The 26,475-nt window shown below is 44.6% G+C and carries 11 protein-coding genes; 4 read left to right on the forward strand and 7 right to left on the reverse strand.

Annotation, left to right across the window (positions count from 1 at the left end; all coding sequences use genetic code 11):
• Positions 1-64: 64 nt before the first annotated feature.
• From BLO34_RS08980 to era, 4 genes are all read right to left on the reverse strand, one after another.
• Positions 65-1,201, reverse strand: a complete 1,137-nt coding sequence (locus tag BLO34_RS08980) for a hypothetical protein (RefSeq protein ID WP_090754601.1) — start codon at positions 1,199-1,201, stop codon at positions 65-67.
• A gap of 77 nt (positions 1,202-1,278) precedes the next feature.
• A complete protein-coding gene (locus BLO34_RS08985) occupies positions 1,279-2,043 on the reverse strand; it encodes a hypothetical protein (RefSeq protein ID WP_090754603.1) in 765 nt (254 codons plus the stop codon).
• Positions 2,033-2,596, reverse strand: coding sequence for an RNA polymerase sigma factor (locus tag BLO34_RS08990; RefSeq protein WP_090754605.1), 564 nt, complete (start codon positions 2,594-2,596; stop codon positions 2,033-2,035). Before BLO34_RS08990 ends, BLO34_RS08985 begins: the two co-directional genes overlap by 11 nt.
• A gap of 180 nt (positions 2,597-2,776) precedes the next feature.
• Positions 2,777-3,667 carry a GTPase Era gene (gene era / locus BLO34_RS08995; protein ID WP_090754606.1) on the reverse strand — a complete coding sequence of 297 codons (891 nt, stop codon included), beginning with the start codon at positions 3,665-3,667 and terminating at the stop codon, positions 2,777-2,779.
• Positions 3,668-3,855: 188 nt separating this feature from the next.
• Between era and BLO34_RS09000 the strand changes: the two genes are divergently transcribed.
• From BLO34_RS09000 to BLO34_RS14570, 4 genes are all read left to right on the forward strand, one after another.
• Positions 3,856-4,800 (forward strand): mechanosensitive ion channel family protein, encoded by a 945-nt coding sequence (locus BLO34_RS09000; RefSeq protein ID WP_090754608.1) that lies wholly within the window; start codon positions 3,856-3,858, stop codon positions 4,798-4,800.
• Positions 4,801-5,010: 210 nt separating this feature from the next.
• A complete protein-coding gene (locus BLO34_RS09005; RefSeq protein ID WP_090754610.1) occupies positions 5,011-5,880 on the forward strand; it encodes a flagellar motor protein MotB in 870 nt (289 codons plus the stop codon).
• A gap of 196 nt (positions 5,881-6,076) precedes the next feature.
• Complete coding sequence (locus BLO34_RS09010) at positions 6,077-6,727, forward strand: fasciclin domain-containing protein (protein ID WP_090754612.1); 651 nt, start codon at positions 6,077-6,079, stop codon at positions 6,725-6,727.
• A 154-nt stretch (positions 6,728-6,881) separates the two neighbouring features.
• Complete coding sequence (locus BLO34_RS14570; protein WP_157686750.1) at positions 6,882-7,112, forward strand: hypothetical protein; 231 nt, start codon at positions 6,882-6,884, stop codon at positions 7,110-7,112.
• A gap of 252 nt (positions 7,113-7,364) precedes the next feature.
• On the opposite strand, the gene BLO34_RS09015 is transcribed toward BLO34_RS14570, so the two are convergent.
• The 3 genes from BLO34_RS09015 to BLO34_RS09025 are packed head-to-tail and all read right to left on the reverse strand — an operon-like array spanning position 7,365 to position 26,431.
• Complete coding sequence (locus BLO34_RS09015) at positions 7,365-9,350, reverse strand: OmpA family protein (protein ID WP_090754614.1); 1,986 nt, start codon at positions 9,348-9,350, stop codon at positions 7,365-7,367.
• A 9-nt stretch (positions 9,351-9,359) separates the two neighbouring features.
• Positions 9,360-10,298, reverse strand: a complete 939-nt coding sequence (locus tag BLO34_RS09020) for a type IX secretion system membrane protein PorP/SprF (RefSeq protein WP_172823983.1) — start codon at positions 10,296-10,298, stop codon at positions 9,360-9,362.
• A 32-nt stretch (positions 10,299-10,330) separates the two neighbouring features.
• Complete coding sequence (locus BLO34_RS09025) at positions 10,331-26,431, reverse strand: gliding motility-associated C-terminal domain-containing protein (protein ID WP_090754618.1); 16,101 nt, start codon at positions 26,429-26,431, stop codon at positions 10,331-10,333.
• Positions 26,432-26,475: the final 44 nt, after the last annotated feature.

The following is a 26,475-nucleotide window of genomic DNA, read 5'->3' on the forward strand; positions in this document are numbered from 1 at the left end:
AAATATAAAGACAATCCTTGTAACCTATTGCTACAAAGACTGTCTTAAGGCTAATTCAAAAAGGCTACTGAAACCTTATCCCAAAAGCGACATACTGGCCATCCACAGAGCCGGACTTGAAAATATCATTGAGTCCCATTCTTCCAAATAGTACGAGATCTCCTTTACCAAAATATGCATCGAGACCATATACTAATGCATTAGTATCAAATGCATTCACATTGGTTTGCTTGACATCTTGACCGTCAAGTTCATATTTATATTTTAACCTTGAACTTAAATTAAACCCAGCATAACCACCAATACCAAACTTGAATTTGTCGTAATCGTTGTATCGCACTCGACCGTCTTCATACTCCTTGCGATCTGTTCCACTAAATTCAAAATGAACTGGAAAAACTAATTGATCCTGACGGAATTTTGCTTTATCAAAATCAAAATTGAGTCTCTCTATTTGAGTGTTATTGGGATCTGAAATCGTGAAGGCACGATTACCATTCAATTCTGTACCTTGAGTTTGATATTCAATACCATATTTGAACCTAATTGTCTGACTTTTATTCAGAGCTGTTTTCCAGTTTACTCCGATTGAGAAATATTCATTTTTTCCATAACTAAAATCATCTATAGCTAAATTGTCACCATTAATAAAATTATAACCGAATCCTAATGTTAGGCCTGATGTTGTCGAAATATTCTTACGATACTTATCAGATCCTACTGATGTAACACCGGGTGTTCCAAAAAGTTTTAAGGTTGTACCTGATCTTTTATTATCAAATGACGAGCCATTTATCTCGACAAAAGCAATTTCAGAATCTACCATAGCATCGTATGCAGATATTTTTTGAGCGTATAGCTCTGCGGTAAATTCCTTATCCTTTTTTGACATTTCAACAGTGTAATTTTCAAGCTTTCCAATCCTCTCGTTTATGTCTTTTATTTCCTTTGCTAGTTGTGTTCTTTGATCAGATTCGTAACGCTGTTTATCCAATAATAAATACTTGATACGATTGTTTTTCCTTTCGAGAAGTTCTAAATATATTTTTTCAGATTCGTATCTAGCGGTACGAATTTCTCCATTAATAGTGTCGACCACAGTAAAGGAAAAAGGCTGTTCCTTTTCCTCTTTTTGCGCCCAACCTGCAAATGTGCCTGCAAGCATTAAAATGATAGTAATAAAGTGTAGTTGCTTTTTCATGATTGTTGAGTTTAAAGTGAGTAATTCCTGTCTGCTAGTTTTAAAGCAGATTTTTTATAGTTTGATGTTTGTTTGATTTACTGGTTCCTATCAATAAGCGCGACGGCTTCTCGTTTTAATCTACCTAGACCATCGAGCAGTGTATTTTCAAATAAATTGCGTTTTTGATCTTCCAGATCCCATTCGGTTTCCCGTAATAGTTTTTGTGGATCAATGGATGGTTTACCATTTGAAGCGACACCTGTATTGATTTGGCTTTTGGAACCTATCCTTTTGAGTGCATCGTTGAGTAAGCGATCTGCCTCACTTATAGGTGCGGTCATTTGCATTTCCACTGCAGTAGTTTCTTTGTTTGCAATGACGTCTTGTATCACCAGATTTCCTTCTTTTTGTTTTTCAACGGTTTCAAAGGCAATGTCATTTTTCACACTGGCTTTCCCGACTTCTTTCACAACTGGAGTTTGTCGCTTCTCTTTAACCCTGGATCCTTGCGATTCCTTCTGGATATCTGAAGAAACAATTGCTTCCCTATCACTATCGTTCAAATCAGATGAAATTTCTATTTCCTCATCTTTATTTCCATTAGATGCATCTTCAATTGTATTGCTTTCTTCAATGACTAATACATTATCCACAGGCTGGGAAGTTTGAAAAGCAAAAAACGCTGGCGCGGCAATCCATCCCAAAATCAAAACTGCTGCAATGCCACTTAACCAAAGAATTACTGGTTTCTTACTTTTCTTCTCGCCGGTATCCAATCGCTGGGAAAGTCGTTCCCAAGAATCTGCGCTGGGCTGAATCTCGCGATCTTCAAATTTGTCCTTTATATTATTAAGCTTCATAGCGCTTCTTTTTTATCTCGTTAATTTCTTCCTGCAACATCAATCGTGCTTTTCTAAATTGGGATTTACTAGTATTCTCGCTTATGTCCAGCATCAAAGCAATTTCCTTGTGTTTCAATCCGTCGATGGCAAACATCACAAAAACACTTTTGTAACCATCTGGCAACCTATCAATACACTGCTGGATTTGATCCAGCGGCAAATCGTCACCTTCTTCTTCCTGCTCGTCTTCAAATCGCTCTTCGTCAATCTCGCTACTCCATTTGAATGGGTCTTTTTTACGTAACGTATTTAAACACTCGCGTATCATAATCCTGCGCACCCAACCTTCAAAACTCCCTTCATGATTAAACGTTTCCAGCTTTGTAAACACCTTGAAAAAACCATTGAGCATAATTTCTTCAGCACTTTCAATAGGTGATATATATTGTCTACAAACGCTCAACATTTTCCCAGCGTGCTTATCATAAAGCCGGCGTTGTGCCTTACGGTCACCTTGCGCAGCTTTCTCGATCAGCTTTTTCTCGTTGGTATAAAGTTGGATCACTTTCACGTTTTGGTTGCTTTCTACTTACATAGACACAACACTTTTTAAATGGTTGCCTGAGTTTTTAAAAAAGTTTTGGAAACTTAGTTCGATTCAAATTACGCCAAAAAAAATGCTCCCTAAAATGAGAGCATCTATCTTGTTTATGGAGATGTTTGATGATATCGCTTTCGCGAAAGCGAACTTCTATTTATTCTCGCCCTTATAACCAAACCTCTTCAACTGTTTCTCGTCACTGCGCCAGTTCTTGTTGACCTTGACGTATAATTCCAAGTGAACCTGCTTGCCAAAGAATTTTTCCAAGTCCTTGCGAGCCTCAACTCCTACCCGTTTAATGGCAGTCCCTTTGTGGCCTATGATGATTCCCTTCTGCGTCTCACGCTCCACCATGATGACAGACCTGATGCGTATGATGGTCTCGTCCTCAAAAAACTCCTCCGTATCAATCTCAACGGAGTATGGAATTTCCTTCTTATAATGAATCAGGATTTTCTCCCGAATGCTCTCGTTAACAAAAAAGCGTTCTGGCTTGTCCGTCAAGGCATCTTTAGGATAATAGGCTGGAGATTCTGGTAGGATATCCAGAATGCGATTCAAAAGCTCTGGAACGCCAAAGTTTTCAAGCGCGCTAATCGCAAAAATTTCTGCCTTGGGTAGTCGTTGTTTCCAGTGTTCCATGGCCTCGGCAAGTTGGGTCTCGTCGCCCTTGTCAATCTTATTAATAAGAACGATGATGGGAACTTCTGCAAACGTGAGTCGCTTTTCAAAATCCTCGTTCTTGAGTTCCTTCTCGCCCAGCTCAACCATATATAGAATACAGTCAGCATCTTCAAAGGCATTCTTTACGAACTCCATCATGCTTTCCTGCAGCTTGTAGGCTGGTTTCATGATTCCTGGAGTGTCACTCAAAACGATCTGAAAATCATCGCCATTGACAATTCCCAGAATGCGATGTCTAGTAGTTTGCGCCTTACTAGTGATGATCGATAATCGCTCACCTACCAGCGCATTCATCAATGTACTTTTCCCAACATTGGGATTACCCACGATATTTACAAATCCTGCTTTATGTTCCATAATGCAAAGATAACGGCATTTTTACTGATGAAGGATGAGCTGAATAATTGCTGCTCCAGAAATAAAATTCCCTAATTTTATCAAAATAACTTAGTTACACCTCAATACTTGAATACTTACCATCACTTTTATTGTAAAAAGCTGTTAAGCGGTAGCGATTCAAGCAACAAAAATATATTTTTGATTTTATGACAACATTTTTACAAGAAGCGGCAGATCAATCACAAGACGCCGCAAACCAAACCATTGAAATTAAAGACAGCGGCGAATTAATCTGGGATCAACTAGCTGGATGGTATAATTCCTTCATAGCCCATTTACCTAATATAGCTATTGCAATCGTCGTTTTGATAGCGGCCTATTTTATATCAAAATATGTAGATCGAGGCATACAGCGACTTTTAAGTAGCAAAGTATCCCAAGCCAGCGTGCGCAGGCTTGCTGGTAAAGCAGTTGCTATCGTTGTGGTTCTGGGTGGTATTTTCATCGCTATGAGTGTCCTGCAGCTTAATGACGCTGTTCAAGGTATAATTGCCGGTGCTGGTATCTCTGGACTTGTAATAGGTTTGGCTTTACAGGGATCCATGTCTAATGTGATTAGTGGTATTATTCTATCCTTCCGTAAACAGGTACGTGTAGGCGACTGGATTGAAACTACAGATTATGCTGGTGAGGTGATGGAAATACAGCTGGATAAGTTCATCCTCAAGCAGGCTGACAATAACCTGGTGATTATCCCTAATAAGACGATCATTGACAACCCCATGAAAAACTTCACGCTCACGCCTAGAATGCGCGTGGTGGTGAGTTGTGGTGTAGGCTATAAAATGGATCTCGAGTTATGTAAGAAATTGACGATTGATACCCTAAGCGAGAAGTTCCCACAAAATGATGGAGAAGAAGTGGAGTTCTATTATCAGGAATTTGGCGATAGTAGTATCAACTTTATCACACGTTTCTGGGTAGATGCTGTCAAAAACAGGCAAAATCTACAAGCACAAAGCGATGCTGTTCTGGCCATCAAGAAAGTATTTGATGCAAACGATATCAACATTCCGTTTCCAATTCGTACGTTGGAGTTCAACAACAAACTTCAAATGGACGGCACTGCCACTTCCAAGGAAGACGAATAGTTACACAGTATTAATTACATGGAAATATCCCACGATAGCTGATCGTGGGATGTTTTATGTTTAGGGTAATTGCGCTTTCGCGAAAGCGTTACAACCTCAAAAACCAGCACTACAACTGATTGTCATTTTCCAGTTTAACAAAATGATAATACAATCAATGTACTAAGCAGAGAATTTCAGGGTTTTAACACCAACCTAAAAACCCTAATTATGAATAACAAGTTAACCAAGGCTGTTGGTGCCCTAACCATAGCCGCCGTTCTAGTAAGTTGTGTATCAAAGAAAAAATACAACGAACTTGAAACTGATTACAACAACACCAGATCTGAACTTTTAAAGACGCGAGTCGAGAAAGAAGATCTAGAATCAAAATTTGCCGCGATTGAAACCCGAGTAGATCGCTACAATGAAAAGATTGCTTCCCTGCAGTCAGAAAAGGAAGGCATGCTGGTCACCTCAAACAATGGTGAGTTTGCAGTTTCTGAAAAGAATAAGCAAGCAATGAGACGCACACTTAAAAATGTGCCTGCAGCCCAACTGGCAACGGCCACCACGCTCAAGGATAGTCTTAACCTAGCCATTAGCTATAAGATGTCACAGCGCCTACAAGGTGATAATGCTGGCCAGCAGGTGGACATGAAAATCGAGAACACGGTTGTCATGATTCAAATCGCTGATGATCTTCTCTTTAATGATAGCAGCTACCGTGTGGGAAGCAAGGCAGATGATATCCTTTCAAAAATTGCCGCAGTGGTAAATTCTGAACCGTCTCTTGAAATTCTTGTAGAAGGTCATACAGATAGCCGCACGGTAAAAGAAGGCAGCTATATTAAAGACAATTGGGATTTAAGTACAGAACGCGCGGCAGCTATTGCCCGTAGATTGAATACCAAATTCAATGTTCCAGAAGGACAATTAATTGTTGCCGGTAGAGCCAGTTACGATCCTATTGTCGCAAATGATTCTAAAGAGAATATGGCCAAAAACCGTCGCACGCAGATTGTTATCATGCCTAATCTGGATAAATTCTTTGCGATGTTAGATAGTGATCTGGCTACTTTAGATGAGTCTGAGAAGTAAAATCTGATCATTTTTATTACAAAACCGCCTAAACTCTTGTTTAGGCGGTTTTATATATGGTTGAAAATTAGCATATTATATGTAGGATTAGTTGAGTATTGTTAAATATTAGCTAATCAATTGATAAACATACGTTAGACGTAGTTTTCATAGGTGTTTATGACAATATATTTACACCTCAATTAAATCAACAATTATGAAATTTACACAAGTATTAAGCGTAGCAATTCTAGCAGGAACACTTACCATGGTTTCTTGTAAGGATGCTGACAAAGAAAAAATGGAAGCTGAAAAAATGGAAATGGAGCAGCGAACTGCAGATTCTCTTAAAATGGAAGAAGAGAGAATGATGGAACGTGAGTCTATGGCAGTTGAAGTAGGTGGTGCAAAAATGTATGCAGACCAAACTATCGTAGAAAATGCATCTAATGCAAATAACTTGACTACTCTAGTAGCTGCTGTACAAGCTGCAGGTCTTGTTGAAACTTTAAATAGTGACGGACCGTTCACAGTTTTTGCTCCTACAAATGCTGCTTTTGAAGCATTGCCACAGGGAACTGTAGCAACATTGCTAAAACCAGAAAACAAAGAAAAATTATCAGGAATTCTTACTTACCACGTTGTAAGCGGGAATGTTGATGCTGCAAGTTTGATGAACATGATCGAGCAAAACGGTGGTACAGCAACTCTTGACACTGTAAATGGTGGCCAACTTAAGGCTAGCGTTGTAGATGGTAAAGTTGTTATTACTGATGCTAAAGGTGGTAAAGCAACTGTAATCATTGCAGATGTTAAGCAATCAAATGGTGTTGTACATGCAGTAGATACTGTATTGATGCCTGCATAATCTTTTAAGATTATAACTTTTAAGAAGAGCCTGAAACTAATGTTTCAGGCTTTTTTTATGTTCTGTTTTTTCTACAAACAAATATTTCAACCATACGATTCTCTCGTTTTAAAATGCCTGTATCAGTTCAACTCTTTCTATGTAAGCTGTCTATATGAATCGAAATAGAAGCGATGTAGATAGATATTTGGATGCTATTGGAGACCATTTTGCCAGCTATTATTATCGCATTGAGGCTTGGTTAAGTATGGATGTTCTTGGGTCTAACCGTTTCGCTGCTGTTTCAAATGGTGTGAGTGCTTTAATTACTAATTTCAGTCGTATTCACCTTACTCACGTATTGAACTGCATTGCTCGGCACTTAAACCACGCTTACTTGACGTAACTACCTAGCTGCTTGCATTTTCTCATTATGTTGAGCTCATCTTTAACGAATAGACTTCAAGAAGAAACGAAGTTGAACATAAATCTAAATCGTAGACTAATCTGGGTTATTAGTAGAACAGTATTAATTCTTCAAGAATAGCATTTTACTTCCTTCTCCAAGAGGATTTACTGCGATTAATACAGGACTAGTTAAAACGCAAAAAGAGCCGCTAGCGCGGCTCTTTTCAGTTAGTTTATCAAATCAGTGCGTTTACATTGAGATGATAATGAATTCTGAACGTCTATTGTTTTGATGTTGCTCCTCAGAACATTTCACACCATCTGAACATTCATTCACGAGTTGGCTTTCACCATAACCTTTGGAGGTTAATCTAGACTCGTCAATTCCCTTAGAGATCAAATAATTTCTCGTACTGGCAGCACGTCTATCTGACAACCTTTCATTGTATGACGCCGTTCCTCTACTATCTGTATGAGATCTAATATCTATCGTCATGGTAGGATTATCTTCTAGTACTGATAGAACTTTTTGTAATTCAAGTTCTGCATCCTCACGTATAAATGACATATCAAAATCAAAATATATAGGATTTAAGTTGAGTAGGTCTGCAAGATCGTCACCAACTTCACCTTTATAGGATTTTGGATCTAGCGCAAGATCAACATCAATAACTCCTGTGACGGTTGGTGTATTGACCAACTCTTCGGCAGTATTGTATTCTTGTTTTTCGGCTCTGATGAAGAATGTTTTATCACATTCTAATTTAACTGCGTACTTACCATTACTATCAGACCTTCTGGTAACAACCACATTGTTGTTTATATCCACCACAGATACTAAGGCATCTTCCAATGGCTCGTCAGTAATAGAATTAGTTACAGTTCCTGTCACGATCTGTTCGCAGGTAGGTCGTAGATCTTCAGTTTGGACAAATCGATAGATATCGTCGTTATCGCCTTGACTAACTCTGTTAGAGCTAAAGTAGCCCGTATTAACACTTTCGTCTACAATAAAGGCAAAATCATCATCTACACTATTTGCTGGTTCTCCAATATTTACGGGATTGCTCAAAGAGCCATCCTTATTGATGGTCGACACAAATATGTCCAGACCACCTAAACCTTGTAGACCATTACTTGCAAAATACAGATTACCGCTACGGCTGATATAGGGATAGCTTTCACGGCCTTCTGTATTCACTATGCTTACATTTTCTAAGTCAGTATAAGAGCCATCGTCCTCGATATTAACTCTCCAGATATCGGTTTCCTTGAAGGTGTTTTCAGACCCCATGGTTCCCGGCATATTACTGGAAAAGTATAAAGTTTTACCATCAGGTGTTAACGCTGGATGGGAAGTACTATAACCGCCTTCTGAGAAAGTTACAGCTTCGGGCTTACTCCATTTTCCCTCGGTTTTTTCAGATTTGAAAATCTGTAGTCTAGTAACCCTATCGTTATCCGCTCCTAGTTCACCATCTTCATAATTGTTTCTAGTGAAGTAAATAGTGTTTAGATCTTGCGAAAAAGTTGGCGTACTCTCGTGAAAAATAGAATTGATCCTAGAATCAAATTTTTCGAGATTACTCATGTTCCCTTGTTGATCACGATCTGCTATATAAAGATCCAAAAACGGCTTTTCATTCCAAGAGTGACGCCTTTTATAAAATACGCCCGTATCGCGCGCGCTTGCAAAGACTACTTGACTAGGACCGTAATAAGCAGTTCCAAAATCCTGATAATTACTATTTATAGAAACTGGCTCAACATCAAATCTCCCTTTTTGAAAATCAACTATAGTTAAATAATTAGGGCTATTTTCCAATGATTTCAATCGACCATCTAGATCTCCTTTGACTGCAAAAGATTTGAGCAACTGATCTGCCTTTGCATATTGGCGATCACTTTTTAAAGCCTGTGCATATCTAAAATAATATTCTGAAGGAATAGACTCATTATCCAGCTTGAATAACTGATTGTACCACTTAAGCGCATTTTGATAATCGTTATTGAAATAATAGGTATCTCCCAGTTTAGAAAAAATTTCTACACTTTTAAAACCTTTATTAGCCATTTTCTCATAGATCTCTCTAGAGTCAATGAAGGCGTACTTCTTAAATTCTCTTTCAGCTTTGGGTGATGTTTTGTTGGTTGTTGTTGTTGTTTGCGCTTTCGCGAAAGCGAATACAAAAACCATCATCACTGCTACAAAACCTCTTCTTAACATGAATGTCATAATAGTATCTTAGAAGAAACGAGGTGTCAACAAACGATTGTATGAATTAAAGAGTTCGAATCTTACGAACACCTCAAAACTACCATCATCATATTGCGTGTTCCCCAAGTCTGTAGTTTCACGATCATATGCAAATCCTAGACTAACCTGGTCACTTACTTGATAACCTATCAATCCACTGACTGCTGCATCTAATCTATATGCGGCTCCTAGAGTCAGTTTTTCATTGATCAAAAAGTTTGCAGTAAGATCAACCTGTAAAGGTGCTCCAGCAACAGCCTTAAGCATGGTGCTAGGCTTGAACTTTAATGTAGGATTAATATCAAACACATAACCACCCGTTAAGTAATAGTGAATACGCTCTGCTGCCACAAATGAGGAAGTATTTGAATTATTTGACGCCTCAAAGTGTTCATTACGCAACAGGTTAGGTGCACTTAAACCAACGTAAAAATTATCTGTATGATAGTAAAGTCCGGTACCAATATTAGGAGTCAAACGATTATCGATATTGTTTTCAAAAGCAGGATCTACTGTTCCAGGTGGAAGGTTCAATTTGTTGAAGTCAACGTCAAGAACGTGTGCTCCCACTTTTAACCCGAAGCTCAATCTACCTTCTGCACTTGTTTCAATCGTATAACTAATATCACCGTTGAAATACGTCTCGCTGGAAGGTCCTAGTTTATCGTTTACTATGGATAATCCTAAACCTAATCTACCCAATCCAACTGGACTGTGTAGACTTATACTTTGAGTTTCAGGAGCACCATCAAGACCAACCCATTGACTGCGATGTAACGCGATTGCGCTTAACATACCGCGGTTACCGGCATAAGCCGGATTTATCGCGATTGTGTTATACATGTATTGCGTGTATTGAGCATCTTGCTGTCCAAAGGCACTGTAACCTACTAAAAGAAGAAATATGCTAACTAAAAATTTCATCATTCCGTTTTTGTTGTTATTAATTCTCATAATTTCTATCTCTGTATGTAGATGTATCCAGCCTTAGACTGTCCGTTTCCATCAAGATCTATATAGTTGAAAATGTAGTAGTATGTTCCTACTGGTAGTTCATCACCTTGTTCTACGGTTATTCTACCTTCAGAAATACCTCTAAATACATTACCATTCTGACCATAATTATCAGTGTTGTAAACTTCTACACCCCAACGATTGAAGATAGATAAGTTGTTATCTGGATAACATTCTATCTGATCGATAACCAAAAAGTCATTGATATTATTCCCGTCTGGAGATATACCGTTATAAACTACAGGCTCTTCACATAGTGGTGTAACTTCTTCCTCATCAAATTCTAGATAATCAAAGATGCCATCACCGTCAGTATCACGAGTGTTACCGGTATTTGGGTTTTGATCACCGTCTGGATCTGGACCTTCATCGATCGTTAGGAATGGATCTCCATCATCGTTATCGTCAAGGTAATCTGGGATACCATCAGAATCAGTATCCTGATCAGTTGGGTCATTATCACCATCATAATCCTCATAAATAGTATCAACAGTATCACCGTCATCATCTACGTCTCTGTAATCGACATCTTCAGTTCCGTCAAGATCTGGAAGAACACTAGGATCTCCATCAACTTCTAGTCCATCTGGATCACCAAACCCATTTAGGTCACCATCATAATTGTCGTCCAATCCATCGATATCAACGTCTGCTCCACTAGGTAGTACGTCTGCAACACCATTGTGATCAAAGTCATGACCTTCTAAACGATCCGGTACATTGTCATTATCTGCATCTGTATCTATATAGTCAGGAGCGCCATCACCATCAAAATCAAATTCTTCAATTGGCGAACCATTTGTATCATATGCGTCGTCAACACCATTATTGTCTACATCATTTCCAGATGGAGCAATGTAATCGAAGGTTTCTTGAGATTCTACATTGTCAGTGATACCGTCGTTGTCAGCATCCTGGTCTAAATAGTCAGGAAGGTTGTCAAGATCTGTATCTCTTGGCGCTTGTGAAACACCTGCGCCGTCAATTCCACCATCTTCAGCAGCATCTGGTATACCATTAGCTCCTTCAGGACCATCAACCATACCATCGTTATTAGCATCTAGTGCAGAATTACCTGTTTCATTAACATCATAGACACCATCATTATCACTATCTAGATCCAAGTGATTCGGGATACCGTCACCGTCTGTATCAAATTCTGGATTAACAACGCCGTCATCATTACCTACAGTATCATCGTTATCATCATCATCTAAGTAAGCTGGTACGCCGTCACCATCATTATCGATATCTGGGTTAGATCCTACTTCAACAATATCTGGAATACCATCATTATCGTCATCAAGATCATTCAATGCAGTATCATCAATAGGATCTAAGTAATTAGGAGTTCCATCACCATCGGTATCATCGTTGGTAGGATCACCATCATTGTTAACATCCTCTCCTTGAGCAGGATCATTATCTGCACCGCCTGGTTCAAATGTTAGCAATCCATCCTCATCATCATCTTGATCTCTAAAGTCAGGGTTGTCGTCAAGATCATCACGGTTAGGTAAATCAAAAGGACTATCGTCAACTAACAATCCATTTGGATCATCAAGATCACCAATTGAACCATCAAATGAATCATCCAATCCATCATTGTCAGTATCGTTACCAGAAGGGTTAACATCTGGTATACCATCTGCATTGTAGTCATTCCCTTCAATAGAATCAGGTACGTTATCACCGTCAGAATCAAGATCTAGATAATCAGGTAAAGAATCTTGATTTGTATAATTCAGATCCACCTCAGTATTTACTGGGTTAATAGGACTACCTAAAGTATCATACGCGTCATCAACACCATTTCCATCAGCATCTACTCCTAGTGGTGGAGTGTAGCCATCCGATGATTGAGATTCTATATTATCGGTAATTCCATCACCGTCAGAATCTTGATCCTTGTAATTAGGTATATCATCCGCATCTAAATCAGATTCTAAAGGATCACCGCTAACTCCTGCACCATCTACTCCACCATCTTCAGCAGCATCTGGAATACCATTTGCTCCTTGTGGACCGTCTACCATACCGTCATTATCAGCATCTAGGTCAATATTTCCTGTTTCGACCACATCATAGATACCATCGTTGTCGACATCTAAATCTAAATGATTAGGAACTCCATCACCATCTAAATCTGTAGTTGGGTCAATCAAACCATCTTCATTCCCAACAAAAAAGTCATTATCGTCATCATCAAGATATGCTGGCACACCATCATTATCATTATCTAAATCAGGATTTACACCATCAAGTTCTACAATGTCAGTGATACCATCATTGTCATCATCTAAGTCAATTGGATCTGGTATACCATCTCCATCTGAATCGAAGTAAACAATCGTTGGATCATCTGGATCTCCATCACCATTCTGATCAATATCAGCTGGATTGTTTGGATCATCAGATATGTCATTAACTGTATCTCCGTTAGGGTTTGTTGCTGTTCCCAATATTGAGTTGATAGCTCTTTTATTTCTTACATCTGCTTCTGTGATTGTATGACTAGCAGTAGCTGTCACAGTTTCACCAGGAGCAATTGAAGCGAATGAAGAAGGTATCAATGTACCTGGATCTGCATTATCATCAGTCAATGTTAAATTAGTCAAAGTCTGGTCGCTAGTATTCGTAACGCTAATGCTGAAGGTTAAGACATCACCAACATTTGTGAATGTTGTCTGATCTGCAGCCTTAAGAATACTGAAGCTACCATTATTATTAGGAAGTTCCGTATCCGTTGGATCGTCTGGATCACCATCACCATCTGGATCATTATCCGTTGGGTTGTTAGGGTCATCAGAGGTATCCGTCACATCGTCGCCATCAGGGTTCGTTCCAGTCGCAAGCGCCTGGTTGGATACCGTTCCCGCATCAATGTCTGACTGCTGGATCGTGTAGCTTCCCGTAAACGTGGTCGTGTCCGTTGCTCCTGGTGCCAGTGTAGCGATAGGTCCGCCGGTAAGGCTGCCGTTCGGCGCCACCAATAGTGGATCCGTGATCGTTACGTTAGTCAGCGTAGTTGCTCCGGTGTTCGTTACCGTGAAGCTGTAGCTGATCGTCTCGCCCAACTGTGCGAAGCCGTCTCCGTTCTCATCCGTGAACGTGCTCTCCTTCAATAGGGAGATATCACTATCGTCCGGAAGTTCCGTATCCGTTGGATCATCTGGATCACCATCACCATCTGGATCATTATCCGTTGGGTTGTTAGGGTCATCAGAGGTATCCGTCACATCGTCGCCATCAGGATTCGTTCCCGTGGCAAGCGCCTGGTTGGATACCGTTCCTGCATCTATATCTGACTGCTGGATCGTGTAGCTTCCCGTAAACGTGGTCGTATCCGTTGCTCCTGGTGCCAGTGTAGCGATAGGTCCGCCGGTAAGGCTGCCGTTCGGCGCCACCAATAGTGGATCCGTGATCGTTACGTCAGTCAGCGTCGTTGCTCCGGTGTTCGTTACCGTGAAGCTGTAGCTGATCGTCTCGCCCAACTGAGCGAAGCCGTCACCGTTCTCATCCGTGAACGTGCTCTCCTTCAATAGGGAGATGTCACTATCGTCCGGAAGTTCCGTATCCGTTGGATCATCTGGATCACCATCACCATCTGGATCATTATCCGTTGGGTTGTTAGGGTCATCAGAGGTATCCGTCACGTCATCGCCATCAGGATTCGTTCCCGTGGCAAGTGCCTGGTTGGATACCGTTCCCGCATCAATGTCTGACTGCTGGATCGTGTAGCTTCCCGTAAACGTAGTCGTGTCCGTTGCTCCTGGTGCCAGTGTAGCGATAGGTCCGCCGGTAAGGCTGCCGTTCGGCGCCACCAATAGTGGATCCGTGATCGTTACGTCAGTCAGCGTCGTTGCTCCGGTGTTCGTTACCGTGAAGCTGTAGCTGATCGTCTCGCCCAACTGAGCGAAGCCGTCACCGTTCTCATCCGTGAACGTACTCTCCTTCAATAGGGAGATGTCACTGTCATCTGGAAGTTCCGTATCCGTTGGGTCGTCTGGATCACCATCACCATCTGGATCATTATCCGTTGGGTTGTTAGGGTCATCAGAGGTATCCGTCACATCGTCGCCATCAGGATTCGTTCCCGTGGCAAGCGCCTGGTTGGATACCGTTCCTGCATCTATATCTGACTGCTGGATCGTGTAGCTTCCCGTAAACGTGGTCGTATCCGTTGCTCCTGGTGCCAGTGTAGCGATAGGTCCGCCGGTAAGGCTGCCGTTCGGCGCCACCAATAGTGGATCCGTGATCGTTACGTCAGTCAGCGTCGTTGCTCCGGTGTTCGTTACCGTGAAGCTGTAGCTGATCGTCTCGCCCAACTGAGCAAAGCCATCGCCATTCTCATCCGTGAACGTGCTCTCCTTCAATAGGGAGATGTCACTGTCATCTGGAAGTTCCGTATCCGTTGGGTCGTCTGGATCTCCGTCACCATCTGGATCATTATCCGTTGGGTTGTTCGGGTCATCAGAGGTATCCGTCACGTCATCGCCATCAGGATTCGTTCCCGTGGCAAGTGCCTGGTTGGATACCGTTCCTGCATCTATATCTGACTGCTGGATCGTATAGCTTCCCGTAAACGTAGTCGTGTCCGTTGCTCCTGGTGCCAGTGTAGCGATAGGTCCGCCGGTAAGGCTGCCGTTCGGCGCCACCAATAGTGGATCCGTGATCGTTACGTCAGTCAGCGTCGTTGCTCCGGTGTTCGTTACCGTGAAGCTGTAGCTGATCGTCTCGCCCAACTGAGCGAAGCCGTCACCGTTCTCATCCGTGAACGTACTCTCCTTCAATAGGGAGATGTCACTATCGTCCGGAAGTTCCGTATCCGTTGGATCATCTGGATCACCATCACCATCTGGATCATTATCCGTTGGGTTGTTAGGGTCATCAGAGGTATCCGTCACATCGTCGCCATCAGGATTCGTTCCCGTGGCAAGCGCCTGGTTGGATACCGTTCCTGCATCTATATCTGACTGCTGGATCGTGTAGCTTCCCGTAAACGTGGTCGTATCCGTTGCTCCTGGTGCCAGTGTAGCGATAGGTCCGCCGGTAAGGCTGCCGTTCGGCGCCACCAATAGTGGATCCGTGATCGTTACGTCAGTCAGCGTCGTTGCTCCGGTGTTCGTTACCGTGAAGCTGTAGCTGATCGTCTCGCCCAACTGAGCGAAGCCGTCACCGTTCTCATCCGTGAACGTGCTCTCCTTCAATAGGGAGATGTCACTATCGTCCGGAAGTTCCGTATCCGTTGGATCATCTGGATCACCATCACCATCTGGATCATTATCCGTTGGGTTGTTAGGGTCATCAGAGGTATCCGTCACGTCATCGCCATCAGGATTCGTTCCCGTGGCAAGTGCCTGGTTGGATACCGTTCCCGCATCAATGTCTGACTGCTGGATCGTGTAGCTTCCCGTAAACGTAGTCGTGTCCGTTGCTCCTGGTGCCAGTGTAGCGATAGGTCCGCCGGTAAGGCTGCCGTTCGGCGCCACCAATAGTGGATCCGTGATCGTTACGTCAGTCAGCGTCGTTGCTCCGGTGTTCGTTACCGTGAAGCTGTAGCTGATCGTCTCGCCCAACTGAGCGAAGCCGTCACCGTTCTCATCCGTGAACGTACTCTCCTTCAATAGGGAGATGTCACTGTCATCTGGAAGTTCCGTATCCGTTGGGTCGTCTGGATCACCATCACCATCTGGATCATTATCCGTTGGGTTGTTAGGGTCATCAGAGGTATCCGTCACATCGTCGCCATCAGGATTCGTTCCCGTGGCAAGCGCCTGGTTGGATACCGTTCCTGCATCTATATCTGACTGCTGGATCGTGTAGCTTCCCGTAAACGTGGTCGTATCCGTTGCTCCTGGTGCCAGTGTAGCGATAGGTCCGCCGGTAAGGCTGCCGTTCGGCGCCACCAATAGTGGATCCGTGATCGTTACGTCAGTCAGCGTCGTTGCTCCGGTGTTCGTTACCGTGAAGCTGTAGCTGATCGTCTCGCCCAACTGAGCAAAGCCATCGCCATTCTCATCCGTGAACGTGCTCTCCTTCAATAGGGAGATGTCACTGTCATCTGGAAGTTCCGTATCCGTTGGGTCGTCTGGATCTCCGTCACCATCTGGATCATTATCCGTTGGGTTGTTCGGGTCATCAGAGGTATCCGTCACGTCATCGCCATCAGGATTCGTTCCCGTGGCAAGTGCCTGGTTGGATACCGTTCCTGCATCTATATCTGACTGCTGGATCGTATAGCTTCCCGTAAACGTAGTCGTGTCCGTTGCTCCTGGTGCCAGTGTAGCGATAGGTCCGCCGGTAAGGCTGCCGTTCGGCGCCACCAATAGTGGATCCGTGATCGTTACGTCAGTCAGCGTCGTTGCTCCGGTGTTCGTTACCGTGAAGCTGTAGCTGATCGTCTCGCCCAACTGAGCGAAGCCGTCACCGTTCTCATCCGTGAACGTACTCTCCTTCAATAGGGAGATGTCACTATCGTCCGGAAGTTCCGTATCCGTTGGATCGTCCTCTAAATTACTATCGTCATCTGACTGATCCGTCACGTCATCGCCATCAGGATTCGTTCCCGTGGCAAGTGCCTGGTTGGATACCGTTCCAGCATCAACATCAGATTGCTGGATCGTGTAGCTTCCCGTAAACGTGGCCGTGTCCGTTGCTCCTGGTGCCAATGTAGCGATAGGTCCGCCACTTAGACTACCGTTCGGCGCCACCAATAGTGGATCCGTGATCGTTACGTCAGTCAGCGTCGTTGCTCCGGTGTTCGTTACCGTGAAGCTATAGCTGATCGTCTCGCCTGATTGAGCAATACCATCACCGTTTTCGTCATTAAAATTAGCCGTTTTAATTAACGATATTTCACTATCGTCCGGAAGTTCCGTATCCGTTGGATCGTCTGGATCACCATCACCATCTGGATCATTATCCGTTGGGTTGTTAGGGTCATCAGAGGTATCCGTCACGTCATCGCCATCAGGATTCGTTCCCGTGGCAAGTGCCTGGTTGGATACCGTTCCCGCATCAATGTCTGACTGCTGGATCGTGTAGCTTCCCGTAAACGTAGTCGTGTCCGTTGCTCCTGGTGCCAGTGTAGCGATAGGTCCGCCGGTAAGGCTGCCGTTCGGCGCCACCAATAGTGGATCCGTGATCGTTACGTCAGTCAGCGTCGTTGCTCCGGTGTTCGTTACCGTGAAGCTGTAGCTGATCGTCTCGCCCAACTGAGCGAAGCCGTCACCGTTCTCATCCGTGAACGTACTCTCCTTCAATAGGGAGATGTCACTGTCATCTGGAAGTTCCGTATCCGTTGGGTCGTCTGGATCACCGTCACCATCTGGATCATTATCCGTTGGGTTGTTCGGGTCATCAGAGGTATCCGTCACATCGTCGCCATCAGGATTCGTTCCCGTGGCAAGCGCCTGGTTGGATACCGTTCCTGCATCTATATCTGACTGCTGGATCGTGTAGCTTCCCGTAAACGTGGTCGTATCCGTTGCTCCTGGTGCCAGTGTAGCGATAGGTCCGCCGGTAAGGCTGCCGTTCGGCGCCACCAATAGTGGATCCGTGATCGTTACGTCAGTCAGCGTCGTTGCTCCGGTGTTCGTTACCGTGAAGCTGTAGCTGATCGTCTCGCCCAACTGAGCAAAGCCATCGCCATTCTCATCCGTGAACGTGCTCTCCTTCAATAGGGAGATGTCACTGTCATCTGGAAGTTCCGTATCCGTTGGGTCGTCTGGATCTCCGTCACCATCTGGATCATTATCCGTTGGGTTGTTCGGGTCATCAGAGGTATCCGTCACGTCATCGCCATCAGGATTCGTTCCCGTGGCAAGTGCCTGGTTGGATACCGTTCCTGCATCTATATCTGACTGCTGGATCGTATAGCTTCCCGTAAACGTAGTCGTGTCCGTTGCTCCTGGTGCCAGTGTAGCGATAGGTCCGCCGGTAAGGCTGCCGTTCGGCGCCACCAATAGTGGATCCGTGATCGTTACGTCAGTCAGCGTCGTTGCTCCGGTGTTCGTTACCGTGAAGCTGTAGCTGATCGTCTCGCCCAACTGAGCGAAGCCGTCACCGTTCTCATCCGTGAACGTACTCTCCTTCAATAGGGAGATGTCACTATCGTCCGGAAGTGGAGTCGTAGTAGCATCGTTCTCTACAGGGCTATTATCATCAGAAACATCTATTACATCATTATTGTCAGGATCTTGTCCAGTTACAGTAGCTTGATTTGTTACTTGTAAATTATCTATATCAGACTGCTGAATTGTATACGTTCCGCTAAAAGATGTAGAATCGGACATACCAGGATTTAGGGCTGAAATAGGACCGCCAGTAAGTGTTCCATTAACGCCTTCCAATAATGGATCTGTTAGTGTAATATTGGTAATAGTCCTATTACCAGCATTTCGGATGATGAAGGAGTAGCTAATTGTTTCTCCTACCTGAGCAAGAGTATCTCCATTTTCATCGTTAAATGTTCCTATTTTAATAAGAGTAATAGAATCAATCGAATCAAATGTGGTTACTGTAAAGTCATCCTCAAAGTTGCTGTTATCATCAGAAACATCAGAGACATCATTATTGTCAGGATCTTGTGCTATAACAGTAGCTTGATTTGTTACTTGAAGATTGTTAACGTCGCTTAAAAGAAGTGTATAAGTACCGATAAACGTAGTCGAGTCAGTTTGACCAGGTAGTAACCTAACAATTGGCCCACCTATTAAGCTACCGTCCGGTGCTACAAGTAATGGATCCGTAATGAGAATGTTAGTCAGTGTAGTATTACCAGTATTAGTTACTACAAAAGAATAGCTAATTGTTTCACCTACTTGAGCCACACCGTCACTATTTTCGTCATTAAACACTCCTACTTTGATTAATGAAATTTGGGCATTTTGATTTACTGTTGTGTCAGTTGGATCGTCCTCTAAGTTACTGTCGTCATCCGATAGGTCGGTAACATCATCACCGTCAGGTGTCGTTCCAGTGGCTGTTGCCTGGTTCGATACCGTTCCGCCGTCGATGTCGGACTGCTGGATCGTGTAGCTTCCCGTAAAGGTCGTGCTGTCTTCAGTTCCAGGTGTAAGGGTTGCGATCGGGCCGCCGGTCAATGTACCGTTGGCACCATCTAGTAGTGGATCCGTTACCGTAACATTCGTCAGGGTAGTCGCTCCGGTGTTGGTTACCGTAAAGCTGTAGCTGATCGTCTCGCCCAACTGTGCGAAGCCGTCGCCGTTCTCGTCATTCAGCCTCGCCGTCTTGATGATCGATATCTCGCTGTCCTCCGGTAAATTCGTTATCGTTCTATCGTCCTCTAAGTTACTGTCGTCGTCCGATAGGTCGGTAACATCATCACCGTCAGGTGTCGTTCCAGTGGCTGTTGCCTGGTTCGATACCCTAAGGGCATCGATGTCGGACTGCTGGATCGTGTAGCTTCCCGTAAAGGTCGTGCTGTCTTCAGTTCCAGGTGTAAGGGTTGCGATCGGGCCGCCGGTCAATGTACCGTTGGCACCATCTAGTAGTGGATCCGTTACCGTAACATTCGTCAGGGTAGTCGCTCCGGTGTTGGTTACCGTAAAGCTGTAGCTGATCGTCTCGCCCAACTGTGCGAAGCCGTCGCCGTTCTCGTCATTCAGCCTCGCCGTCTTGATGATCGATATCTCGCTGTCCTCCGGTAAATTCGTTATCGTTCTATCGTCCTCTAAGTTACTGTCGTCGTCCGATAGGTCGGTAACATCATCACCGTCAGGTGTCGTTCCAGTGGCTGTTGCCTGGTTCGATACCCTAAGGGCATCGATGTCGGACTGCTGGATCGTGTAGCTTCCCGTAAAGGTCGTGCTGTCTTCAGTTCCAGGTGTAAGGGTTGCGATCGGGCCGCCGGTAAGGCTGCCGTTCGGCGCCACCAATAGTGGATCCGTTACCGTAACGTCCGTTAGGGTAGTCGCTCCGGTATTCGTTACCGTAAAACTGTAGCTGATCGTCTCGCCCAACTGTGCGAAGCCGTCGCCGTTCTCGTCATTCAGCGTCGCCGTCTTGATGATCGATATCTCGCTGTCCTCCGGAAGAGGTGTAGTTGTAGCGTCATCCTCAAGGTTGCTGTTGTCATCCGATAGGTCGGTAACATCATCACCGTCAGGTGTCGTTCCTGTGGCTGTTGCCTGGTTGGATACCGTTCCAGCATCAATGTCGGACTGCTGGATCGTGTAGCTTCCCGTAAAGGTCGTGCTGTCCTCAGTTCCAGGTGTAAGGGTTGCGATCGGGCCGCCGGTAAGGCTGCCGTTCGGTGCCACCAATAGTGGATCCGTTACCGTAACGTCTGTCAGCGTCGTTGCTCCGGTGTTCGTTACCGTAAAACTGTAGCTGATCGTCTCGCCCAACTGTGCGAAGCCGTCGCCGTTCTCGTCATTCAGCGTCGCCGTCTTGATGATCGATATCTCGCTGTCCTCCGGAAGAGGTGTAGTTGTAGCGTCATTTTCAAGGTTGCTGTTGTCATCCGATAGGTCGGTAACATCATCACCGTCAGGTGTCGTTCCAGTGGCTGTTGCCTGATTGGATACCGTTCCCGCATCAATGTCCGACTGCTGGATCGTGTAGCTTCCCGTAAAGGTCGTGCTGTCCTCAGTTCCAGGTGCAAGGGTTGTGATCGGTCCGCCGGTAAGGCTGCCGTTCGGTGCCACCAATAGTGGATCCGTTACCGTAACGTCCGTTAGGGTAGTCGCTCCGGTATTCGTTACCGTAAAACTGTAGCTGATCGTCTCGCCCAACTGTGCGAAGCCGTCGCCGTTCTCGTCATTCAGCCTCGCCGTCTTGATGATCGATATCTCGCTGTCCTCCGGAAGAGGTGTAGTCGTCGCGTCATTTTCAAGGTTGCTGTTGTCATCCGACAGGTCGGTAACATCATCACCGTCAGGTGTCGTTCCAGTGGCTGTTGCCTGGTTCGATACCCTAAGGGCATCGATGTCGGACTGCTGGATCGTGTAGCTTCCCGTAAAGGTCGTGCTGTCTTCAGTTCCAGGTGTAAGGGTTGCGATCGGGCCGCCGGTCAATGTACCGTTGGCACCATCTAGTAGTGGATCCGTTACCGTAACATTCGTCAGGGTAGTCGCTCCGGTGTTCGTTACCGTGAAGCTGTAGCTGATCGTCTCGCCCAACTGTGCGAAGCCGTCGCCGTTCTCGTCATTCAGCCTCGCCGTCTTGATGATCGATATCTCGCTGTCCTCTGGTAAATTCGTTATCGTTCTATCGTCCTCTAAGTTACTGTCGTCGTCCGATAGGTCGGTAACATCATCACCGTCAGGTGTCGTTCCAGTGGCTGTTGCCTGGTTCGATACCGTTCCGCCGTCGATGTCGGACTGCTGGATCGTGTAGCTTCCCGTAAAGGTCGTGCTGTCTTCAGTTCCAGGTGTAAGGGTTGCGATCGGGCCGCCGGTCAATGTACCGTTGGCACCATCTAGTAGTGGATCCGTTACCGTAACATTCGTCAGGGTAGTCGCTCCGGTGTTGGTTACCGTAAAGCTGTAGCTGATCGTCTCGCCCAACTGTGCGAAGCCGTCGCCGTTCTCGTCATTCAGCCTCGCCGTCTTGATGATCGATATCTCGCTGTCCTCCGGTAAATTCGTTATCGTTCTATCGTCCTCTAAGTTACTGTCGTCGTCCGATAGGTCGGTAACATCATCACCGTCAGGTGTCGTTCCAGTGGCTGTTGCCTGGTTCGATACCCTAAGGGCATCGATGTCGGACTGCTGGATCGTGTAGCTTCCCGTAAAGGTCGTGCTGTCTTCAGTTCCAGGTGTAAGGGTTGCGATCGGGCCGCCGGTCAATGTACCGTTGGCACCATCTAGTAGTGGATCCGTTACCGTAACATTCGTCAGGGTAGTCGCTCCGGTGTTGGTTACCGTAAAGCTGTAGCTGATCGTCTCGCCCAACTGTGCGAAGCCGTCGCCGTTCTCGTCATTCAGCCTCGCCGTCTTGATGATCGATATCTCGCTGTCCTCCGGTAAATTCGTTATCGTTCTATCGTCCTCTAAGTTACTGTCGTCGTCCGATAGGTCGGTAACATCATCACCGTCAGGTGTCGTTCCAGTGGCTGTTGCCTGGTTCGATACCCTAAGGGCATCGATGTCGGACTGCTGGATCGTGTAGCTTCCCGTAAAGGTCGTGCTGTCTTCAGTTCCAGGTGTAAGGGTTGCGATCGGGCCGCCGGTAAGGCTGCCGTTCGGCGCCACCAATAGTGGATCCGTTACCGTAACATTCGTCAGGGTAGTCGCTCCGGTGTTGGTTACCGTAAAGCTGTAGCTGATCGTCTCGCCCAACTGTGCGAAGCCGTCGCCGTTCTCGTCATTCAGCCTCGCCGTCTTGATGATCGATATCTCGCTGTCCTCCGGTAAATTCGTTATCGTTCTATCGTCCTCTAAGTTACTGTCGTCGTCCGATAGGTCGGTAACATCATCACCGTCAGGTGTCGTTCCAGTGGCTGTTGCCTGGTTCGATACCCTAAGGGCATCGATGTCGGACTGCTGGATCGTGTAGCTTCCCGTAAAGGTCGTGCTGTCTTCAGTTCCAGGTGTAAGGGTTGCGATCGGGCCGCCGGTCAATGTACCGTTGGCACCATCTAGTAGTGGATCCGTTACCGTAACATTCGTCAGGGTAGTCGCTCCGGTGTTGGTTACCGTAAAGCTGTAGCTGATCGTCTCGCCCAACTGTGCGAAGCCGTCGCCGTTCTCGTCATTCAGCCTCGCCGTCTTGATGATCGATATCTCGCTGTCCTCCGGTAAATTCGTTATCGTTCTATCGTCCTCTAAGTTACTGTCGTCGTCCGATAGGTCGGTAACATCATCACCGTCAGGTGTCGTTCCAGTGGCTGTTGCCTGGTTCGATACCCTAAGGGCATCGATGTCGGACTGCTGGATCGTGTAGCTTCCCGTAAAGGTCGTGCTGTCTTCAGTTCCAGGTGTAAGGGTTGCGATCGGGCCGCCGGTCAATGTACCGTTGGCACCATCTAGTAGTGGATCCGTTACCGTAACATTCGTCAGGGTAGTCGCTCCGGTGTTGGTTACCGTAAAGCTGTAGCTGATCGTCTCGCCCAACTGTGCGAAGCCGTCGCCGTTCTCGTCATTCAGCCTCGCCGTCTTGATGATCGATATCTCGCTGTCCTCCGGTAAATTCGTTATCGTTCTATCGTCCTCTAAGTTACTGTCGTCGTCCGATAGGTCGGTAACATCATCACCGTCAGGTGTCGTTCCAGTGGCTGTTGCCTGGTTCGATACCCTAAGGGCATCGATGTCGGACTGCTGGATCGTGTAGCTTCCCGTAAAGGTCGTGCTGTCTTCAGTTCCAGGTGTAAGGGTTGCGATCGGGCCGCCGGTCAATGTACCGTTGGCACCATCTAGTAGTGGATCCGTTACCGTAACATTCGTCAGGGTAGTCGCTCCGGTGTTGGTTACCGTAAAGCTGTAGCTGATCGTCTCGCCCAACTGTGCGAAGCCGTCGCCGTTCTCGTCATTCAGCCTCGCCGTCTTGATGATCGATATCTCGCTGTCCTCCGGTAAATTCGTTATCGTTCTATCGTCCTCTAAGTTACTGTTGTCGTCCGAAAGGTCATTTACCTGATTTCCACCTGGAGTCGTTCCCGTAGCCGTGGCTTGATTTGTTACTTGTAAATTATCAATATCTGACTGCTGAATTGGGTATGTTGCCGTAAATGTTGTTGAATCAGAATCGCCTGGAGCCAATGTATCAATAGGTCCACCTGACAATGTCCCTACACTAGCGCTATTTGAAAACAACGGATCGGTAATGAAAATATCAGTAAGAGTCTGATTTCCTTCATTTGTAACTGTGAAGCTATAACTAATGGTTTCACCGACTTGAGCCAATCCGTCACTATTTTCATCATTAAAGGTTCCATTCTTAATGAGAGAAATCTCGTTATTAACAGTTAAAGGAGTAACTGTAACATCGTCTGGATTTCCATTACCATTGATGTCAAGATTCGTATTGTTATCAGGATCATCAGATAAATCAGTAATCGTATCACCTGTGGTGTTAGTTGAAGTCCCAGATATTTGATTAAGTACTTGACCAGCATCTAACTCTGCTTGAGTTATACTATGAGTTGAAGTAAGATTTACAGACGAACCAGCAGAGAGAGTTGCTATTTGACTCTGGCTAAGTGTACCATTATTATCTGTAAGAGAAATATTAGACAATGTAGAATTACCAGTATTAGTTACTACTACATCATATGTTATCGTCTGATTAACGGAATTGTAAGTTCCAGGTCTATCTGATTTGGTAATAGCCAGAGTAGAGCCAACAATCAATAATGCTGAATTACTGGTAACATTTGAGCATTTATAAGAAGAACTAGTTACAACAACCCTATAGAGGTTCCTATTAAATGAAGCGGGCGCATTTGTTACCGTAAGCGTGTTTGTGTTAACACCACTATAATTCGCATTATTAGAAATATTAGTAAAAGCACCGCCAGAACTAACTTGCCATCTATATACAGGATTGCTACCGGTCACGGCTACACTAAATTGTGTTGAATTGTTCCCAGCTAAAATTGCTGTATCGTTTTGAGGCTGTGAAGTGATTACAATAGGTGTACCTGCTTCACGAGCATCTGATACTCCATTATTATTACCGTCTGCTGGTCTTATATTATAGTTGTCTCCCGCACCATTTACCGTTTGACCACCACCGCTGGTAACTAGTCCATTTGCATTTACAGTAACCGGCTGACCTCCTACTTGACCGTCGCCGTCAGGATCTTGAAAACCTCCTTCTATAACGTCGGTACAACCATCATTATCTGAGTCTCTATCGATTCGGTTTGGAAAACCATCATTGTCATTGTTAGCCGTGTTTCCACCTTCGTCAATGTCAGTAATACCATCATTGTCGTCATCTAAATCTACAGAATCAGCTACACCGTCATTATCAAAATCTGGCCCGTCTACAAAATCATTGTTAACTATTGATGCTTCATTAATAGTTACACGAATTAAATTATCATTAGCACCATCTGTATCAGATACAGAAGCTAATGGAAAACCTGTAGGAACATCAGTTGCTGGATCGACCTCTCTAACAATAAAATCTTCTGATCCTAAATTTGGATTACGTGTTGCCTGAAATTGGTAAGAACCATCAGAACCAGTGGTGGTAGTTGTAATTAGAGTACCATCTGGACGTTCAAGTCTCACAGTAACTCCCGATATAGGTGTACCATCATCACGACGCACCGTTCCACAGATTAAAGGCTGTGTAACAAAAACAGTTACCGGTTGTTGATATTGGGCTCTCTCTAAAACTAGTGCATAATAACGATCTGATTGTGCACCGTCTCCTACCTTACCTATTCTAAATGTAAATGAGTTTCTATTTTCATAGTAGTTACTGAACGTATATCTGGGATCTTCAGAAATTGGACTATCATTAGCAGATGGCGCAGTAGTATTATCAATGTTGCGACCGCGAATAATGTTACTCGTAGTGTTTCTTGTTATTTCAATTTCTGTAACAGCAGACCTTGTAAAAGCATCTGTTAAGGAAAGTTCCTGAAATTCCTGTAGTGGACCAGCGTTGTACAACGCACCATCAATATCAAAAGGAGTAGCGTAAAAACAAACGTTAGTCGCTGGTGTATTTGTACCACTTACTACTAGCTGTATTCTAAAAAGCGCACTTACCTCACCAGAAACGTTGGTTGTTATTCTAGGTTGAAATGCTCTAGGTAAACCGCTATCGTTTACATCAATATTTAGAAGTGATGTTCTGTTTAGTTCAAGAATAGTTACCAGTACATCAATCGCTGGATTCTGATTAATAGATCCCGCAGCATTTGCAAATCGATATCTAGTACCGACAGCAAGAGGCGCTCCATTATTATCATTAACTGGAGCAGCATCAAAAGAAACTACATCAAAACAGTTCTCCCTTAAACAAGAACGTGACTGACCTATCGCAGACAGCGACATAAGGCCTATAATAAATAAGAGTAAAAAACGAAATGAAGATTTTTTTACAAAAGTAGAGTTGCTCATTGACTATTTTATTAAAATGATCCAATAGCACTAAGTAAGGGAAC

The sequence above is a fragment of the Nonlabens sp. Hel1_33_55 genome (assembly GCF_900101765.1).
GTDB lineage: Bacteria > Bacteroidota > Bacteroidia > Flavobacteriales > Flavobacteriaceae > Nonlabens.

Bases quoted from the DNA above. Each gene is read 5' to 3' on its own strand.
- BLO34_RS09015 (WP_090754614.1), bottom strand. From the start codon at position 9,350: ATGACATTCATGTTAAGAAGAGGTTTTGTAGCAGTGATGATGGTTTTT.
- BLO34_RS08985 (WP_090754603.1), bottom strand. From the start codon at position 2,043: ATGAAGCTTAATAATATAAAGGACAAATTTGAAGATCGCGAGATTCAG.
- BLO34_RS09020 (WP_172823983.1), bottom strand. From the start codon at position 10,298: ATGATGAAATTTTTAGTTAGCATATTTCTTCTTTTAGTAGGTTACAGT.
- BLO34_RS08980 (WP_090754601.1), bottom strand. From the start codon at position 1,201: ATGAAAAAGCAACTACACTTTATTACTATCATTTTAATGCTTGCAGGC.
- era (WP_090754606.1), bottom strand. From the start codon at position 3,667: ATGGAACATAAAGCAGGATTTGTAAATATCGTGGGTAATCCCAATGTT.
- BLO34_RS09000 (WP_090754608.1), top strand. From the start codon at position 3,856: ATGACAACATTTTTACAAGAAGCGGCAGATCAATCACAAGACGCCGCA.
- BLO34_RS09025 (WP_090754618.1), bottom strand. From the start codon at position 26,431: ATGAGCAACTCTACTTTTGTAAAAAAATCTTCATTTCGTTTTTTACTC.
- BLO34_RS14570 (WP_157686750.1), top strand. From the start codon at position 6,882: ATGAATCGAAATAGAAGCGATGTAGATAGATATTTGGATGCTATTGGA.
- BLO34_RS09005 (WP_090754610.1), top strand. From the start codon at position 5,011: ATGAATAACAAGTTAACCAAGGCTGTTGGTGCCCTAACCATAGCCGCC.
- BLO34_RS09010 (WP_090754612.1), top strand. From the start codon at position 6,077: ATGAAATTTACACAAGTATTAAGCGTAGCAATTCTAGCAGGAACACTT.